We start from the raw sequence: 16,853 nt of genomic DNA on the forward strand, positions 1-16,853 counted from the left end.
CAGGGCGAGCACCCTTCTATTAATGTGAGCGCAAGGTTTGCGAGCGGACATCGCCTCAAGAGTGGCGGGATTCTGCGTGCCTGGTTCCTCTCGGTAGGACCTCCGTCCAGCTGAAAAAACCTGCCTTCTTCACGAGATACGAAGGATGGAACTCCCAGGGCTTCCACAGAAGCAAGGGCTCTACGACCCTCAGCACGAAAAGGATTCGTGCGGGATCGGCTTTGTTGTCAACATCAAGGGACAACAATCACATCAAATCGTCGAGCAAGGACTCAAGATCCTCGAAAATCTGACCCATCGAGGAGCGCAGGGCTGTGACCCCTGTACCGGTGATGGAGCGGGAATCCTCCTCCAAGTCCCGCACGCGTTTTTAAAACGGGCCGGCGGCGATGTCGGAGTCCATCTGCCGAACGAAGGAGAGTACGGAGTCGGAATGGTCTTTCTGCCGCCGCAGGCGGATGCGCGGCAGCAGTGCGAAACCCTCTTCGCCAAAGTCATTGCCGAAGAAGGGGCGCGTCTCTTGGGTTGGCGCGACGTGCCGGTCAAGAGCGATGCGATCGGTGAGGTGGCGCGGCGAACCGAACCCTTCATGCGACAGGTGTTCATTGCGCGGGACGTGCTCAATGAAGGGCAGTTCGAGCGGAAACTGTACGTCATCCGGAAGCGGGTCGAAGGAGCCGTTCGAGAATCGGCTATTCGTAGCCGGGAATATTTTTACATCCCGAGCCTCTCGGCCAACACCATCGTCTACAAAGGCCTGCTGTTGCCACACCAGATGCCGGCCTACTATCAGGACCTCAACGATGCGAGCCTGACGAGTGCCCTTGCACTCGTCCACTCGCGCTTCAGCACCAACACGTTCCCCACCTGGCCGCTCGCCCATCCCTATCGCTACATCTGCCACAACGGCGAAATCAATACGCTCAAGGGCAACGTGAATTGGATGAGGGCGCGGCAAGGGCGGCTGAACTCAGAATTGTTCGGGAAAGATTTGGCCAAGCTGTACCCGATCGTCTACGAACAGCAGAGCGACTCGGCCTGTCTGGACAATGCCGTCGAGTTCCTCACGATGGGTGGCCGCTCGCTCCCGCACGCGATGATGATGTTGATTCCCGAGCCGTGGGTGGCGAATCCGCAGATGGACCTCGATCGCCGCGGCTTCTACGAATACCATGCAGCCATGCAGGAGCCCTGGGACGGTCCCGCTGCGGTCTGCTTCACCGACGGCAAATTGATCGGGGCGACGCTGGATCGCAACGGTCTGCGCCCCTGCCGCTATCAGGTGACGACGGACGGCCTCGTGGTGCTCGCGTCGGAAGCGGGCGTGCTCCCGATGGAGATTCAGAAGATCCGGCAGAAAGGCCGGTTGATGCCGGGACGGATGTTTCTGGTGGATACGGTCCAGGGCCGCATCATCGACGATGAAGAAGTGAAGGCCGAGATCATGAGCCGGAAACCCTACCGGTCCTGGGTCACGCAGTATCGAATCTCGCTCGACGAACTGCCGGAGCCGATCAACGTGCCCCAGCCGGACCATCCGACGATCCGGCAGCGGCAACAGGCCTTCGGTTACACCGTCGAAGAATTGAAAATGGTCGTCACTCCCATGGTGGTCGAGGGGCAGGAAGCCGTGTCCTCAATGGGTACCGACACGCCGTTGGCCGTGTTGTCCGACCGTCCGCAATTGCTGTTCAAATATTTTAAACAACTCTTTGCGCAGGTAACCAACCCGCCGATCGATCCGATCCGCGAAGAACTGGTCATGTCGCTCACGACCAGCATCGGGCCCAAGCCCAATCTGATGGACGAGCATCCGGAGTCCTGCCGTCGGATCAGAGTGAAGCAGCCGATTCTGACCAATGCCGATCTGCAGAAGATTCGGGAGATCGCCGATCCTCATTTCAAGAGCAAGACGCTCAAGATGCTCTTCCGCGTTGCCGAAGGTCCGGAGGGGTTGGGCGCCGCCGTCGATGAGCTTTGCCGGCAGGCTTCGCAAGCGATCAAGGAAGGCTACAAGTTCCTCATTCTGAGCGATCGCGGCGTGAACGAGGAGTGGGCGCCGATTCCGAGCCTGCTAGGCGTGGCGGCGGTGCATCATCACCTCGTCCGCGAATGCACGAGAACAGAGGTCGGGCTCACACTGGAAACCGGCGAGCCGCGCGACGTGCACCACTTCGCTTCTTTGATCGGCTATGGAGCCGGCACCGTCAATCCCTACCTGGTCTTCGAGTCGCTCGTCGACATGGAGCGGGACGGATACTTACCGGAAGGCGTGGATGCTCAAACTGCCGAGGGCAAGTTCATCAAGGCCATCAACAAGGGGCTGCTCAAGATCTTCTCGAAGATGGGGATTTCCACCGTCCAGTCCTATTGCGGCGCTCAGATCTTCGAAGCGATCGGGCTCAACCACGAGGTGATTGACCGATACTTCACCGGCACGCCGTCGCGGGTCGAAGGGATCGGGATCCGCGAGATCGGCGAAGAAACTTTGCGGCGTCATCGGCTGGCCTACGAGCCGGCACCGATCAGACAACTCGATTTCGGCGGCGAGATTCACTATCGGATTCAAGGCGAGCACCATAATTGGAATCCGGACACGATCTATAAACTCCAGCACGCGACGAAGGCGAACGATCCCAAAACCTTTACGGAGTTCTCGCAACTCGTCAACGATGAGAGCAAGCGGCGGTCCAACCTGCGCGGCCTGCTTGAGTTCAAATTTTTGCCGGAGCCGATTTCCCTCGACGAGGTTGAGCCGGCCAAAGAGATCGTCAAACGGTTCACGACCGGCGCGATGTCGTACGGCTCGATCAGCAAGGAAGCGCACGAGACCCTCGCCATCGCCATGAATCGCCTGGGCGCCAAGAGCAATACCGGCGAGGGCGGGGAAGATCCGGAGCGGTTCAAACCTTTGCCGAACGGCGATTCCAAGAACAGCTACATCAAACAGGTGGCGTCGGCGCGATTCGGTGTGACCAGCCATTATCTGATCAATGCCAAGGAGCTCCAGATCAAGATGGCGCAAGGCGCCAAGCCGGGCGAGGGCGGCCAGTTGCCAGGGCACAAGGTGGATGAAATCATCGCGCGGCTGCGCTATGCGACGCCGGGCGTGCAATTGATTTCGCCGCCGCCGCACCACGACATCTATTCGATCGAAGATTTGGCCCAGCTCATTTTCGATTTGAAGAATTCTAATCCGGATGCGGCCGTGTCCGTGAAACTCGTGGCCGAAGTCGGCGTCGGCACAGTCGCGGCAGGAGTCGCGAAGGCTCATGCAGACAAGGTATTGATCAGCGGCGACTCGGGCGGGACCGGGGCCTCTCCGCTCTCGTCCATCAAATATGCCGGCGTGCCGTGGGAATTGGGCTTGGCGGAGACGCATCAAACGCTGGTGCTGAACGATTTGCGCGGACGCATCCGTGTCGAGACCGACGGTCAGATGAAGACGGGCCGCGACGTGGCCATCGCCACGCTGCTCGGAGCGGAAGAGTACGGGTTTGCCACCGCACCGCTGATCGTCGAAGGCTGCATCATGATGCGGAAGTGCCATCTCAATACCTGTCCCGTGGGTATCGCCACGCAGGACCCGGAGTTGCGGAAGAAGTTCGCCGGGAAACCGGAGCACATCGTGAATTTCTTTTTCTTCGTGGCAGAGGAGTTGCGCCAGATCATGGCGAAACTCGGGTTCCGCACGATCAACGAGATGGTCGGCCGCGTGGACAAGCTGAAGATCCAGAAGGCGGTCGATCACTGGAAGGCGAAGGGCCTGGACCTCACCCCGTTGCTCAAGATGCCGGAGGTCGGGCCGGAGATTCCTCGCTACTGCGTGCAGAAGCAGGATCACGGATTGGCCGAGATTCTCGACAACAAGCTCATCGAGCTCTGCAAGCGCGCGCTCGAAAAAGGCGAGAGAGTTACGCTCGATCTTCCGATCCGGAACGTGAATCGAACCGTGGGGACGATGTTGTCGAGTCGCATCGCCAGGAAGTACGGTTTGGAAGGCCTCCCGCCCGACACGATCTCGATCAAGTTCACGGGCTCTGCCGGTCAGTCGTTCGGCGCGTTCTTGTCTCGTGGCATCACGCTGACCCTGGAGGGTGAGTCGAACGATTATCTTGGGAAGGGTTTGTCCGGCGGCAAGATCATCGTCTTCCCGCCGAAGCAGGCGATCTTCAATCCCGAAGAGACGATCCTCATCGGCAACACCTCACTGTATGGGGCTACGCAAGGCGAAGCCTACTTCTACGGTATGGCGGGCGAACGGTTCGCTGTGCGGAACAGCGGCGCTCGCGCGGTCATCGAGGGCACCGGCGACCACGGATGCGAATACATGACCGGTGGCGTCGTCGTGGTCCTCGGCCGGACCGGGAGAAATTTTGCGGCGGGGATGTCCGGCGGTGTGGCCTTTGTGCTGGATGAACAGGATAAATTCCAGTCGCGCTGCAATCTCGGAATGGTCGAATTGGAACCGGTGAAACTGAAAGAAGACAAGAAGCTCCTGCACGAAATGATCACGTCGCATTTCATGTTCACGGGAAGCCGCAAGGCCAAACAGGTGCTAGACTCATGGGAGGCGATGCTGCCGAAGTTCGTGAAGGTCATGCCGGTCGACTACAAGCGCGTGCTCGAAGAGCGGAAGCGGAAAGCTGCCACGAAGACGTGAGGCGTGACACGTGATGCGTGACGCGAACAAACAGAAAGTTTCTGCATTCGGAGGCATGGCGCATCACGCATAACGAGAGCTAGAAGAAATGGGTGATCCCAAAGGCTTCATGAAATATGCCCGCGAGGGTCCTAACCGAAAACCAGTCGAGCTGCGCGTGCTCGACTGGAAGGAGATGTACGAGCCCATCTCCGAAGACAAGCTCAAGCTCCAGGGGGCCCGCTGTATGGATTGCGGCGTGCCGTTCTGCCAGGGCAACACCGGCTGTCCGGTCGTCAACCTGATTCCCGAGTGGAACGATCTCGTCTACCGCGGCCGTTGGAGGGACGCGCTCAAGGCACTACATACGACCAACAACTTTCCAGAGTTCACCGGCCGCCTGTGCCCCGCTCCCTGCGAGGGCGCTTGCGTACTCGGCATCAATGAAGATCCGGTCTCGATTCGCATTATCGAATGGAACATCATCGACCGGGGATTCAACGAAGGCTATGTCGAACCGGTGCTGCCGGTCACGAAGACGGGAAAGACCGTGGCGATCGTCGGCTCAGGACCGGCTGGTTTAGCGGCGGCACAGCAACTCGCACGCGCGGGCCACAGCGTCACGCTCTTTGAAAAGGCCGATCGCATCGGTGGACTGCTCCGCTACGGCATTCCCGACTTCAAGATGGAAAAGTGGGTCATCGACCGGCGGCTGGAGCAGATGAAGGCTGAAGGCGTCGAGTTCAAGACCGGCGTGACCATCGGCAAGGACATCACGGGTGAGCAGCTGCGGACCCAGTTCGATGCCGTGGGCCTGACCATCGGAGCCGAGCAGGCGCGTGAACTGCCGATTCCAGGCCGTGAACTCAAGGGGGTTCACCTGGCGATGGACTATCTCACGCAGCAGAACAGGCGGACGGCCGGCATTCCCATCACGGAGGAGCCGATCACCGCCAAGGGGAAGCGTGTCGTCATCATCGGCGGCGGGGACACAGGCTCGGACTGTTTGGGAACGACGCACCGGCAGGGTTGCGTGGAAGTGCACCAGTTCGAGTTACTGCCGGAGCCGCCTCCGAAACGAGCCGATTCGACCCCTTGGCCGCTCTGGCCCATGCAGTTGCGAACCTCCCACGCACACGAAGAAGGCTGCGACCGCCAATGGAGCGTTTCAACAACGAAGTTCACAGGGCACAACGGGCACGTGACCAAGCTCCATGCTCATCGGGTGGAGTTCCAGAACGGGAAGTTCACGCCGATACCGAACACCGACTTCGGCATGGACGTCGATCTCGTGCTCCTGGCGATGGGGTTCACCGGTCCGGTCAAGAATGGTCTGCTCGACAGCCTTGGCGTGAAGTACGATCAACGCGGCGCGGTCGCAGTCGACGAGAATTTTATGACCAACCTCGATGGCGTCTTTGCCGGCGGCGACACGAAGCGCGGCGCCTCGCTGATCGTCTGGGCCATCGCCGAAGGGCGAAAGATGGCGGCGGGGATCGATAAGTATCTGCAAGCAGGAAAATCTGCAAAGAAGTCAGCTTCCTAGTTTTCTCATTCAATCTAGGGCCAGCCTGGTCGATCCCTCGTGCTCGCGGAACGCGGCACACAACAAACACTGGAATGACACCCGTATCGCTCCTTTGCTCCCGGAGTGCGCACGCAAGATCAATTAGATTATGAATAAAGGGCGGTGCTCCCTCCATGGGCGCAGTAGGATCGACACAGGTGTCATTCCCGAGGGAGCTTATGATCAAGCTTTGAGGCGGCGTTGAATCGGGCGGTGCTCGCTTGGGTGAATGGCACGTCTCGGCGTGCCATAGGGTTGGGCGGGTGAAAAAGCGGCGCGCACTCGAGGATCAACCAGGCCACCCCTCTGAAAAGACGTACGAGCGAGCTTGGAGGGACTATCGAATGTTGAACGGGCGCACGTCAGCCCAGCCGCTCCAGTTAAAGAGTGTTGGCAGGAATAGGCCGCCAATTGGTCTGTCCCCGCTCAGATGGAAGCGAGCGCAAGGTACTTGCTTCATTAGTGAGGAAGCGCATAGGATTTGCCATTGGGGTCTACTTATGAAGATGTGTTCAGCGTGTTTAAAGATGGCTCGAGGACTGGCAATTAGAGACGGAGGAGCAATATGGGTGACGCGCGGATAGAACTATCTGACACTGGCGTCCGAATCGAAGACTTAGAGGTCCCAAAGAAGGACGTAGCAGATTTCCTCAGCCGCGTTCCTGAGCCAGAGCGGGAAGCGACTCTAATTCAAGCGATCGAAGTCGGGGTCTTTTGCCTTCAGCGAGCCCGCACAAGCCAGGATCTTGACTTTGTCAAACGGCAGGTGGAATCCCTGATCGGTACCGTCCGGGCTACAGTGGAAAAGATCCCTGAGGAGACCCAGAAGGCGATGGCGGCAAAAATCGGCACGGGTGAGGGGCAGGTACTGGCCCCGGTCCAGAGTTTGGTGGCCGAGGTGTCAAGGGGCGCGAGCGATAAAATCCAAGAAGTGAAGAATCTTCTCTCGCAGGAAATCGATCCTCGTGACGAGAATACAACCCTTGGCAAGGCTCTTCGTACTCTGCGAGATCTGCTTGATCCGAACAGAACTGATTCTATCCAAGGAACTCTGGCTGCGAAAATAAAAGAAGTGACTACGGGAGACGGGGTACTCGCTCAGGCTGTCAAAAATGTTGTCGGGGACGCCGTGAAACCCCTTGCGGATCGGGTAGACTCTTTAGCCAAGGAAGTGCGTGGCAAAGAGGCGGCGGCGGAGGCCTTGGCACAAACAACTGAAAAGGGAACCCCATATGAAGAAGAGGTTTTGGGTCGCCTTCAGGCATGGGGCCAGACAATAGGTGCCGAGATAGACCACGTTGGCGGGGATAACAAGCCTGGTGACATCACCATCAGGGCTACCGGTCCTGCAGACGATTCATCGAAGTGTCTGTTCGTGGTGGAGGTCCGGGACCGCGAGTCACCCAAAGGGAGGAAGGCCGTATCTGATACCTATCAGCTGCAATGGCAGAACGTGGCGCGACTTACGCTATCTATCTGAGCCGTACTCAGGAGGGTCTTGCTCAGGAACTCGGCGAATGGGCCGAGGGAGTTTGTGATCGAGGTCCATGGGTTGCATGCACGGACGAGCACCTAGGAACGGCGGTACGCTTTCTCCTCGTCCAGTGGGCTATTGCTCTGAAACGGGCGGTAAGCCCGACTCTGGATGCCACAGCGGCTCAAGCACAGATCCAAAGGATTAGAACTGCTCTCGGGAGGGTCAAAACCATAAACACAAAGGCGACTGCGGTAAGGACTGGTGCCGATGAAATTCAACGAGAAGCCCAGGCCTTGCGCGATGACGTAAAGGATGCGTTGTCGGACTTGGAGGAATCGTTACGTCTCAAGCCAGATCAAGAATCGACTCTAGTTGCTCAGCAGGCTCCTGAAGCTGCTAGCAGTTGAGGTGAGGAACGGCTATGCTAATCAGGTGAGCCGTTCTCTCGAATTGTGCTGTAACGCCGGTTTCCCCACTTCTTCCGCATCCCAAGGCCGCATTTCTTATTAAGGCGACGGGTCTATGAGCGACTCGTCGCCTGATTTTTTTTAGTGGATGTCAACTCTCTCGCGGGTGACGCCGATCAGGACCCCGTCCGCCCGCAACGGAAGGGGAGAGCAGCGGTTCGACAGAGGGAAGGATAACGAGCGCGGAAAAGCGAACGGGGTGACGAAGATTGAAACGCTCCCACGGGGGGATGGGTGAAGTGAGGACGGATGGGGTGATCGGCGACAGGACCCGCGTTATTCAAATAAGAACGGAAGTTGTCCGTTTCCGTTGAGATCCGGCAGTCATCATTCTGTTGGAAGCCTGCTATACTTTTGGTTTTCGTATCTGTATTCTTCTGCTCAATATGATCTTGCCAAGGTATCCTCGCAGTCCCAAAGCCCTCCTTGGCGGCATTGCCCATCTCGGGCGGTTTATTGACAAGATTCGCTTACGGAACGAAGGCAAGATTCAAGATTACAACTACATCACGACAGGATTTGACAAGCATCTCACCGAGTTTCTCGGGATCGACGCCAAGGCGTTTGAGCAGCGGGTGTTGGCCGGAGGAACGGATGAAGAATTCCTTGCGTGGGTTGTGGCCCATGGGAAGACGCGGACGTCGGAAGAGATCGAACAATGGAACCACATTCTACTGTCGTCTCGTCCGAAAGATGATGCAGCCTGCCAGCGGTTTCAGGGGCGTCTCCAAGACATCGCAGCAAAGCGCAGCGTGCCGGTCAGTTCCCTTCCACCTGTTTCTACGTGGGCCGATGTGATTGAACTCGACGAAGAGCGACTCTGACCAGCTGTGAACGTGGGGCAGGATGGCTGCGACAGAGGCCGTTTCGCCACAGACCACCAGGGGTACGGAAACAAGCCCTTTGGGATGTCCGCGCAATTTCTCGAAAGGTATGGTAAAAACCTGCATTGTCCGTGGCATCCGGCTTGCGTAAACAAGAAACGATAAAAGGCGGGGCAAGTCTCGCTGAAAGCAGAGCAACTTTAACCATGGGAGGATCGATATGAAGAGAGCTTTAGCGATGTTAACCGCGAGCGCAGTTCTTTTTGCATTCACGAGTGTCATGGCTCAAGCACCGGCTCCGGCGCCCGCACCGGCCCCGGCAGCTCCAGCTCCGGCGCAACCATCGGCTCCGTCAATGGAAACGCCGAAGGCTGAGAACAAGAAAGAGGAGAAGGGAGAGCATAAAGGCAAAGGCAAGGGCCATGGAAAGAGGAAGCACGAAAAGGAGAAGGAAAATAAGCAGTAACGCCGTTTCGCGTTGCCCACGTTCGAGTGAAATCAGAAGGGCGGCCGGCTTAGAGAGCCGGCCGCCCTTTCATTTCTCCCTCTGCGCGAAAGAGTTGTAGGTACTGAACAGTTCGCTAGGCGGCGATCTTCGTCAGAAGCTTCTTGACTTCGACATGCGCGAAAATAACATCAGGTTCCCGTTGGAGCGCTTCATAATAGCTCCGTTCAAATCCATCACCTTGTTCGGAAGGGCGAATCAACGCCCGAACTTCCGTCAGGAAGTGGGCGACCTCGACGTCCGTCAGTTCCGTGTCATCCTCCAGGAGTTCGTCGATCCGTACCACCATTTGCGACAAAGGATGCAGCCAGGTGAACCATGGGTCATTCAGCACCAGTTGTAACAATTTGCCCGTGGAACCGACTCGTCCGTTAATCCGCTCGTAGGTCACCTGTTCCGCGACGATGAGCGCCTTGTGGAGCCCTAACAGGCCTCGTCGAATATCCATGAGAATCTGCCGGCGGGGATCCGACATCCGTGGGGTGATCTGTCTGTGGGGGGACCTCATACGAATTATTCTAGCAGGTTCGCGGAAATTCGCTTGGAGATGAGAAAATTTCGACGGAGATCACAGGGATAGACTTACCCTCTCGGGAAATCTCTGTCCGAATGAGGCAGCAGGTGTAAAAGAGAGAAGGCCTAGCGACCGAACCGGCCTCCGCCACCAGAGGACCCGAATGGTGACGTGCCTCCTGAGGAGAATGGGACAGCCGGTGCGGCGCGTGACTGAGGCATCAGCGATCCGTTGAGAGTAAAAGGCAGCACCGGCGCCGGCGTGAGGTTGTTCGGCGGCTCCGGTGAGCCGAACGTCGTGATGGTTCCCGTCGTCGTCCCGCCTTGTGGATTGGTGAAAGAGTAAGACTGGAATCCCCCGCCCAGGTTTGTGATCGTGCCACTGTTGCCGTGCGAATCGGAGTAGATCGAATATGAATCACCCAGGTGGGTGATCGTCCCGCTGGTTCCGTCACTGCTCTGAAAGATACTGACTTGTGCCTCTGCGATTGCTCCCCCAAGCACGAGCCATGCGCTTGAGGCCATGAGAAGTGCCAGTCGGATCGTCATCGACGCCCCTCCAGCAAACGGAAGGATAACTTATTGTACTCCTCCTACGGGCCGCAAGGGGAGGGGACATCGGCAGCAATGTCCATTTGGTTCGTTTCGTTTGTCTCGTTTATTACGTTTTCGAACAAGACAACCAAATGTACCAGACAAACCAGATCAACCAGACAAACCCATCCCGTTGTTCGTCATGGCGTTTTCAGAGGGCGATCGGCACCATTAGAGGAAGCCTTGTCACGGATCGACTTGGCGCGGGCCTCCAATTGGACCGCTTCGTCGGGGTGATGAGTGTTGCGCAAGAGTCTGGCATAGTTGTCCAAGGTGATGGCCACGCTGGGGTGCGTGGGCCCGATCGTCTTCTCTTGGATGGCCAAACTTCGTCGGAAGAGAGGCGCTGCCTTGTCGTAGTTTCCCTCCACCTCGTACAGCACGGCCAGATCATTCAGCAGAGTCGCGACGGACACATGCTCGGGTCCCAAGGCCTTCTCCCGGATGGCCACAGCCCGCAGGAGCAACCCCTCGGCTTTTCCCGCTCTTCCGGTCGTGAGATATAGCTTTGCCAGGTGCGTGAGAGTCGTGGCCACCGCCGGACTATCGGTGCCCGCCACTTTCTCCTGGATGGTCATAGCCTGTTGAAACAAGGGCTCGGCCCTCTGAGGATTACCCATCTTGTGATATAGGACCGCTAAATGGTCGATGTAGATAGCCGTGCTCATATGCTCGAAGCCCACTGCCTCCTCCGATAACTCGACAGCGCGCTGAGCCAACGGCAGGGCTTCGGCATAGTTCCCGGTTCGCTCGAAGGCCACCATTCTCATGCTAATGTCAACGATATCGTCGGTCTCTTGTTGCGCGAGCGCAGGTGCCACAAGAAGGACCAACGCGATGAGGCTCATGTTACAAGAACGGTGCGTAGCCATAGGCCTCCGCTCGAGGGCCGATCGGAATCTTTTCCAGTTGGAGCCTATCAGAATAGCAGGAGCCTGGCTTTTATAATCCAAATGTACGTCATCCATGTAGAGTCCGCTCGTCACCCCGCTATTTCCTCGATGATCCTGCTCGACAACATGATCTTGGTGGCACTATAACGGTCCTATGCAATACGTCCATCTCGGTCGTTCCGGGGTGAGGGTCAGCCGGCTCTGTCTCGGCACGATGAATTTCGGGCCTGAAACGAGCGAGGCGGAGAGTTTCGCCATCATGGATCGGGCCCTGGAGCTGGGGCTCAATTTTTTCGACACGGCCAATGTCTACGGGTGGAAAGTCGGCGAGGGGTGGACAGAGCAGATCGTCGGCCGCTGGTTTACACAAGGTGGAGGGCGACGAGAGAAAGTCGTCCTGGCGACGAAAGTCTTCGGTCGCATGGGCGAGTGGCCGAATCAGTCGCGCCTGTCTGCCCTACACATCAAGCGGGCCTGCGAAGAGAGCTTGCAGCGCCTCAACACGGACTGTATCGACCTCTATCAAATGCATCACGTGGATCGGGAGACGCCCTGGGATGAAATCTGGCAGGCCATGGAGCAATTGGTCCGGGAAGGCAAAATTCTGTACGTCGGCAGCAGCAATTTCGCCGGCTGGCATTTGGCCAAGGCCCAGGAGTTGGCCCACAGCCGCCACTTTCTCGGCCTTGTGTCCGAGCAAAGCCTGTACAATCTCAACGAGCGGACGATCGAACTGGAAGTGATTCCCGCTTGCGAAGCCTATGGCATCGGCCTGATTCCCTGGAGTCCCCTGGCGCGTGGCCTGTTGGCCGGGGCGTTGGAACCGGCGAAGGTCGGTCGACGCGCGGATGAAGATTTGAAGAAGGATATCGTGAAATATCGTCCGCGCTTGGAAGCCTATGACGCCCTGTGCAAACAACTTGGCGAGCGACCGGCCGACGTCGCATTGGCCTGGCTGCTGCATCAAAAGGCCGTCACTGCTCCAATCATCGGGCCCCGCACGATGGAACAATTGAACGGCTCCATGCGAGTGCTGAGCCTCACATTGAGCCAGGAAACATTCAAACGACTGGATGAGATCTTTCCAGGGCCGGGAGGACCGGCACCGGAAGCCTACGCCTGGTAGTGCAGACTCGATTCTACAATGTAATCCGGTCTCACCATTCTCTAAGTTGAGCGTCAGCGCGCCATTCCCAAGCTCGCTCGTACCTCTCTCCGTGGGGCGGCCTGGTCGATCCTCAATTGCGCGCGTCAAAGGAGAACGAGCACTCGCCTGCAGCAAGCGAGACGGCCGGTGTGGTCTCCATTGCGCGCATCGACCGAGCGCCGCCCGCAATCTAAATGGTCTGAATAGTCTGGTGCGCGGGGTCGGCGAGCACAGAGACCACACCAGCCGTCTCGCAAACTCCCTTTTGAGAGCGCGCGTTGCGCGAGCACGAGGAGACCAACGGGTTACCCTCCTAAATAATTTTTGACAAATCCGTCTGAATCTGTACAATGGGCAAAAATTTTCTTCCCCTTGCTCGCTTTCATCTTCCCGTATTCCGCGCTCCTTCCCGTTTTTTATAGTCAGCAGACAGTCGCCGCGCCCGGTTGGAAAGATACAACTCGTTCGGTTATATCTTGTATGTCTGATCTGCAGACGACGACTCGACCCGCTTGTGTACTCGGGACGCCAGCCTGTCCTCAGTGTAAGGACACGGGTTTGGAATCAAACGGAGGTTTCTTGACCTGTGCGACCTGTGGCCTGGCGATTACGAGACAAGCTCTCTTGCAAGACGTGCTCAGTCTTCAACTCTCAGTTGAGCCTTAGTAAATGAAACCCGAACAGCTGGGTCTGTCTCTCGGCGTTGCGGCTCTGCTCGGCGCGATCTTCCTGATCGACGTCCGAACAGGCCTGGGGTTCACCCCATGGCTGCTCTACGTGATTCCTCTCGGACTGACGTACTGGGCTTCTTACCTGTACGCTCCTCTTGTCACGGCCGTGGTCTGCACGATCCTGGTGTTTATCGGCTATATACTGTCTCCACCGCTGATTCCGCAATCGATTGCCTTGACCAACCGGATCTTTGGCGCGATCACCTTTTTGGCGCTGGGGGTGCTGATCGTGGCGTATAAGCTTCTGGCGCAACGGCTGACCCAACTGACCGATCAACTCAGACGGGAGCTTCTGGAGCGAACCCAGGATCTCGGTCGTGCCGTGAGAGTCTTCAGGGCAGAGGCGGCGCAGAGGAGCGGACTGGAACGGGATTTATCTGAGGCGAGCGAAGAGTTCACCCGCCACCTGACGGATGTCCTGGTGGCCGAGAGCCGGCGGTTACAGGAACATGTCGGGCATCTCGAACAGGCGAGTCCGGCTGCGTCGGAGGAGGACCGTCTGGAGCATACTCGCAATGAACTGGAACGGTTGGGCAAACAGTTGGAACAGTTGCAACGAGACTTGCTGCGCCAGTAAGCACTCGTTCCCTCCCTCCTTCCGTCCACACATAGAACAGGTGTAGACTCCCCCCGTTCTCTCCTCTTATCGTTTCGAGGCTCACCATGCGGGCGATCCAACGTTTCGGCGCACAGCTCCAACGCCTCCGTACCAGCCGGGATCTCACGCAGGACCAGCTGGCGGTGAAGGCCGGCCTCTCCCGTATCTATCTGTCGAAGCTGGAACTGGGGCAGCACAACCCGGCGCTCAGCACACTGGTGCGTTTAGCGAAGGTGTTACGGGTTTCCGTCACGGAATTGCTCGGCGAGACCATGAGCCACAGCGTGTGGTGGCAGGTAGGCGAGAATCGTTTCCCGACGCGCGCGGAGGCCGAAGAGCACGCACAGGCCTCTGGCGAGATGTTCGTCGCGAGATTTCAGCAGAACAAGGCGAAAGGCCTCACGCGCCGCCTGCTCCCTGTGCGCGAGAGGAACTAACGGTCAGCGGTCGAGGCGGGTTCCGTAGAAGGCAAACAGCTCGCCGGTGAGGTGGCCGATTTCTTTAGGATCGTCGGCACGTTTGCGGCGGATGTAATCGTTGAGGACACGGCCATCGACGGTTTCGTGGATGTGGGGCAGGGCGAGATTCATCCGATATCGTTCGATGGCGTCGGCGACTCGACTAATAAAGACGACGGTGCCGTCGGATTCGACTTGCTCCACCACCCCCACATGCGTGAGGGGATCATTGAGTAACCCGTCCCCGTTGAAGTCCCAGGTGTTGTCAAAGAACACGAGATCCCCGGGATACACGACCGGTCCTTGATGGAGTCTCCCGTGCTGCCTCACGTGGGCATAGATGAGTCGAACTCCGTTTGCCTTCTCATCCACTGACCCGCCGTCGTACAGATCGATGCCATGTTCGAGATAAATCGCTCTGGTGACGCCCGCGCAGTCGTACGTAATGTGCCTTCCGTTGACGTCGATCGTGCGAGCCCCCACCAATCGCGCAGCCGTGCGGACAATTGATGCGCGGCGCGGCGTCGCCTCAACGCGTTGACAGCAGCGGGCTCCTTCGATTTTTTGAGATTGCCGTTGTTCCGGGGCGGTGCTGGTACAGCCTACCAACGTGACGATGGCGATGATGAACCCGATAAAAACCACACGTGACATAGTGGATGGCATCTTGCTTCTCTCGATTGTGCGGCCAAACGAAGATAGGCTATCACGGGGGATGGGACTGACCAAGCAAACGACTATTTCGTGCCGGGCGGTATGACGTTGGTGGGGAGGGACCGGGCGCAGCGAAAGCCGATCGTGGCAGATCGTTGGTCTGGCGGCGAGCCACCGCGCGTGGCCGTGCGAAGCATGATAGGGTTGCTTTTCCACGAGCCGCCGCGCACGCTCTTGTAGCGCCCGCTCGTCGGGCCGGGCGGGTTCCGTTCCGGCATATAGGCGTAATAGTCGAACCCGAACCAGTCTTGCACCCATTCCGCGACATTGCCAGCCATGTGATGGAGGCCGTAGGGGCTTCTGCCGTCATCGTGTGAATCCACTGCTGCGAGAATCGGAATCTCGTGAACGTGATGTTGCCCAAACATGGCAAGTCTGGATTCCGGCGTCTCTTCTCCCCAGGGGAACAGGCGGCCGTCGGTTCCTCGCGCGGCTTTCTCCCACTCCGCTTCCGTCGGCAGTCGCTTTTCTCGTGCCTGGCAGAATTCCTTTGCCTCTGGCCATGTGACATAGAGAGCCGGCCAACGGGTCAGAGTCTGGTCAGAGACGGAGTGCACCGTAATGACGTGCCAAATCAGTTTTTGGAGTTCGTCAGGCGGGTGTTGTTTCCGCTGTTGGAGGAATTTCAGGTACTCACCGAGACTCACTTCGTCTCGATCCATTGCGTAGACATCCAGCCAGACCCGATTCTGAGGGAGTTCTGTATCGTCGAATTGTGTCCGCAGGCCGTAGGGGTCGTCGTCGATGCGCTTGCTGCCGAGTACAAACTCGCCGGCGGGAATTGTCTGCATGGGTGACGATGTGGCAAGCGAGGCAATCGATGTAAGATGGCGGGCCAACTCTGTCGAGGGCTTCGATGCCGCGGTCGCCGCGTGTGGGATGAGTGCCGTGACGAGCCAGAGGATCGTCCCGAGAGTGGAGCCGATGGCGCGCTGCATTAGGTTTTACTGGATGCGGCGAGCGCCTTATTCACTTCGGCAATCAGGCGGCGCTCAATCTCGGTGATTTCTTCGGCACTGACGCTGAGGATCTTTCCACCCTGCGCAAGCTTTTCAAAATCCGCCTTGACGATCAGCCGGGTCACGTTCCCCGGGACCGCCTGGACGGAAATGACATACTGGTTGCGGAAGCCGGAGACTTCGAGCGATGTCGGGTTCGAGACCTTACGATCGGTCACGTACACGGCTTTCTGTTCAGTCTTGATGCTGACCCGCAGCTGGTAGCCGTTGCGGCCGAGGGCTTCCTCGACGACTTTGGCGACGGTGGCGAGGGGACGGGGAATATCGTCGGCCTGAGCCCCTTTCCCTTCGACCTGGATACTCTGTGCTGTCTGCGCCGCGGCGGTCTTTTGCGCTTCGACGGTGAGCCGCTTAGCCTGGTTCAGTTGGCTCTCCATGGAGTCGAGCGCCGCCTTTGCTTCTGCCTTGGTGCTGTCGACGGCCTTCTTGGCGTCACGCAATTCTTGATTCAGCAAATCGATCTGCTGTTGCATCACCTTGTTGCCATCTTGCAACGAAGTGACCACGGATTCCTGTTTGGCCAGTTGCTTGCGGAGCGAGTCGTTTTCTGCCTTGAAGGGTGACTCGTCCTGTTTACACCCGGTTGCCACAAGCAACATGCCGGCACACACCAGGGACCACGCTCGTCTCGCCATCGTTCAGCTCATCTCCATCGATTGATGCAAGGTGGGCCGATTATCCATGCTTCGCCCACGCTTGTCCAT

At 58.0% G+C, this 16,853-nt stretch carries 14 protein-coding genes; 8 read left to right on the plus strand and 6 right to left on the minus strand.

Features of this window, described 5'->3' with window-relative positions; all coding sequences use genetic code 11:
• Window positions 1-145: 145 nt before the first annotated feature.
• From gltB to VEI50_09740, 5 genes are all read left to right on the plus strand, one after another.
• A complete protein-coding gene (gltB, locus tag VEI50_09720) occupies window positions 146-4,663 on the plus strand; it encodes a glutamate synthase large subunit (GenBank protein ID HXX75396.1) in 4,518 nt (1,505 codons plus the stop codon).
• A gap of 88 nt (window positions 4,664-4,751) precedes the next feature.
• Complete coding sequence (locus tag VEI50_09725) at window positions 4,752-6,188, plus strand: glutamate synthase subunit beta (protein HXX75397.1); 1,437 nt, start codon at window positions 4,752-4,754, stop codon at window positions 6,186-6,188.
• A gap of 586 nt (window positions 6,189-6,774) precedes the next feature.
• Window positions 6,775-7,689: a hypothetical protein gene (locus VEI50_09730; protein ID HXX75398.1), complete on the plus strand. Its 915-nt coding sequence runs from the start codon at window positions 6,775-6,777 to the stop codon at window positions 7,687-7,689.
• 850 nt (window positions 7,690-8,539) lie between these two features.
• Entirely contained in the window at window positions 8,540-8,977 is a 438-nt protein-coding gene (locus VEI50_09735; GenBank protein HXX75399.1) for a DUF5069 domain-containing protein, read from the plus strand.
• Window positions 8,978-9,197: 220 nt separating this feature from the next.
• A complete protein-coding gene (locus VEI50_09740; protein ID HXX75400.1) occupies window positions 9,198-9,443 on the plus strand; it encodes a hypothetical protein in 246 nt (81 codons plus the stop codon).
• A 115-nt stretch (window positions 9,444-9,558) separates the two neighbouring features.
• On the opposite strand, the gene VEI50_09745 is transcribed toward VEI50_09740, so the two are convergent.
• The 3 genes from VEI50_09745 to VEI50_09755 all read right to left on the minus strand — a co-directional run bounded on the left by VEI50_09745 (window position 9,559) and on the right by VEI50_09755 (window position 11,461).
• Window positions 9,559-9,990 (minus strand): hypothetical protein, encoded by a 432-nt coding sequence (locus VEI50_09745; GenBank protein HXX75401.1) that lies wholly within the window; start codon window positions 9,988-9,990, stop codon window positions 9,559-9,561.
• A gap of 131 nt (window positions 9,991-10,121) precedes the next feature.
• Window positions 10,122-10,544: a hypothetical protein gene (locus VEI50_09750; GenBank protein HXX75402.1), complete on the minus strand. Its 423-nt coding sequence runs from the start codon at window positions 10,542-10,544 to the stop codon at window positions 10,122-10,124.
• A 185-nt stretch (window positions 10,545-10,729) separates the two neighbouring features.
• Window positions 10,730-11,461 (minus strand): tetratricopeptide repeat protein, encoded by a 732-nt coding sequence (locus VEI50_09755; protein HXX75403.1) that lies wholly within the window; start codon window positions 11,459-11,461, stop codon window positions 10,730-10,732.
• Between the two features lie 175 nt (window positions 11,462-11,636).
• Here VEI50_09755 and VEI50_09760 point away from each other — a divergent pair, with 175 nt between their 5' ends.
• The 3 genes from VEI50_09760 (at window position 11,637) to VEI50_09770 (ending at window position 14,395) form a co-directional block, all read left to right on the plus strand.
• Entirely contained in the window at window positions 11,637-12,608 is a 972-nt protein-coding gene (locus VEI50_09760) for an aldo/keto reductase (protein HXX75404.1), read from the plus strand.
• A 690-nt stretch (window positions 12,609-13,298) separates the two neighbouring features.
• A complete protein-coding gene (locus VEI50_09765) occupies window positions 13,299-13,937 on the plus strand; it encodes a hypothetical protein (GenBank protein HXX75405.1) in 639 nt (212 codons plus the stop codon).
• Between the two features lie 86 nt (window positions 13,938-14,023).
• The gene (locus tag VEI50_09770) at window positions 14,024-14,395 is read left to right on the plus strand and encodes a helix-turn-helix transcriptional regulator (GenBank protein ID HXX75406.1); all 372 of its coding nucleotides are present in this window, start codon (window positions 14,024-14,026) and stop codon (window positions 14,393-14,395) included.
• Window positions 14,396-14,398: 3 nt separating this feature from the next.
• On the opposite strand, the gene VEI50_09775 is transcribed toward VEI50_09770, so the two are convergent.
• From VEI50_09775 to VEI50_09785, 3 genes are all read right to left on the minus strand, one after another.
• Window positions 14,399-15,070, minus strand: a complete 672-nt coding sequence (locus VEI50_09775) for a CHAP domain-containing protein (protein ID HXX75407.1) — start codon at window positions 15,068-15,070, stop codon at window positions 14,399-14,401.
• A gap of 83 nt (window positions 15,071-15,153) precedes the next feature.
• A complete protein-coding gene (locus tag VEI50_09780; GenBank protein HXX75408.1) occupies window positions 15,154-16,068 on the minus strand; it encodes an SUMF1/EgtB/PvdO family nonheme iron enzyme in 915 nt (304 codons plus the stop codon).
• On the minus strand, window positions 16,068-16,784 hold the full coding sequence (locus VEI50_09785) for a hypothetical protein (GenBank protein ID HXX75409.1): 717 nt from the start codon (window positions 16,782-16,784) through the stop codon (window positions 16,068-16,070). The genes VEI50_09780 and VEI50_09785 overlap by 1 nt, the downstream gene beginning before the upstream one ends.
• Window positions 16,785-16,853: the final 69 nt, after the last annotated feature.

The sequence above is a fragment of the Nitrospiraceae bacterium genome, from assembly GCA_035623075.1.
Taxonomy (GTDB): domain Bacteria; phylum Nitrospirota; class Nitrospiria; order Nitrospirales; family Nitrospiraceae; genus DASPUC01.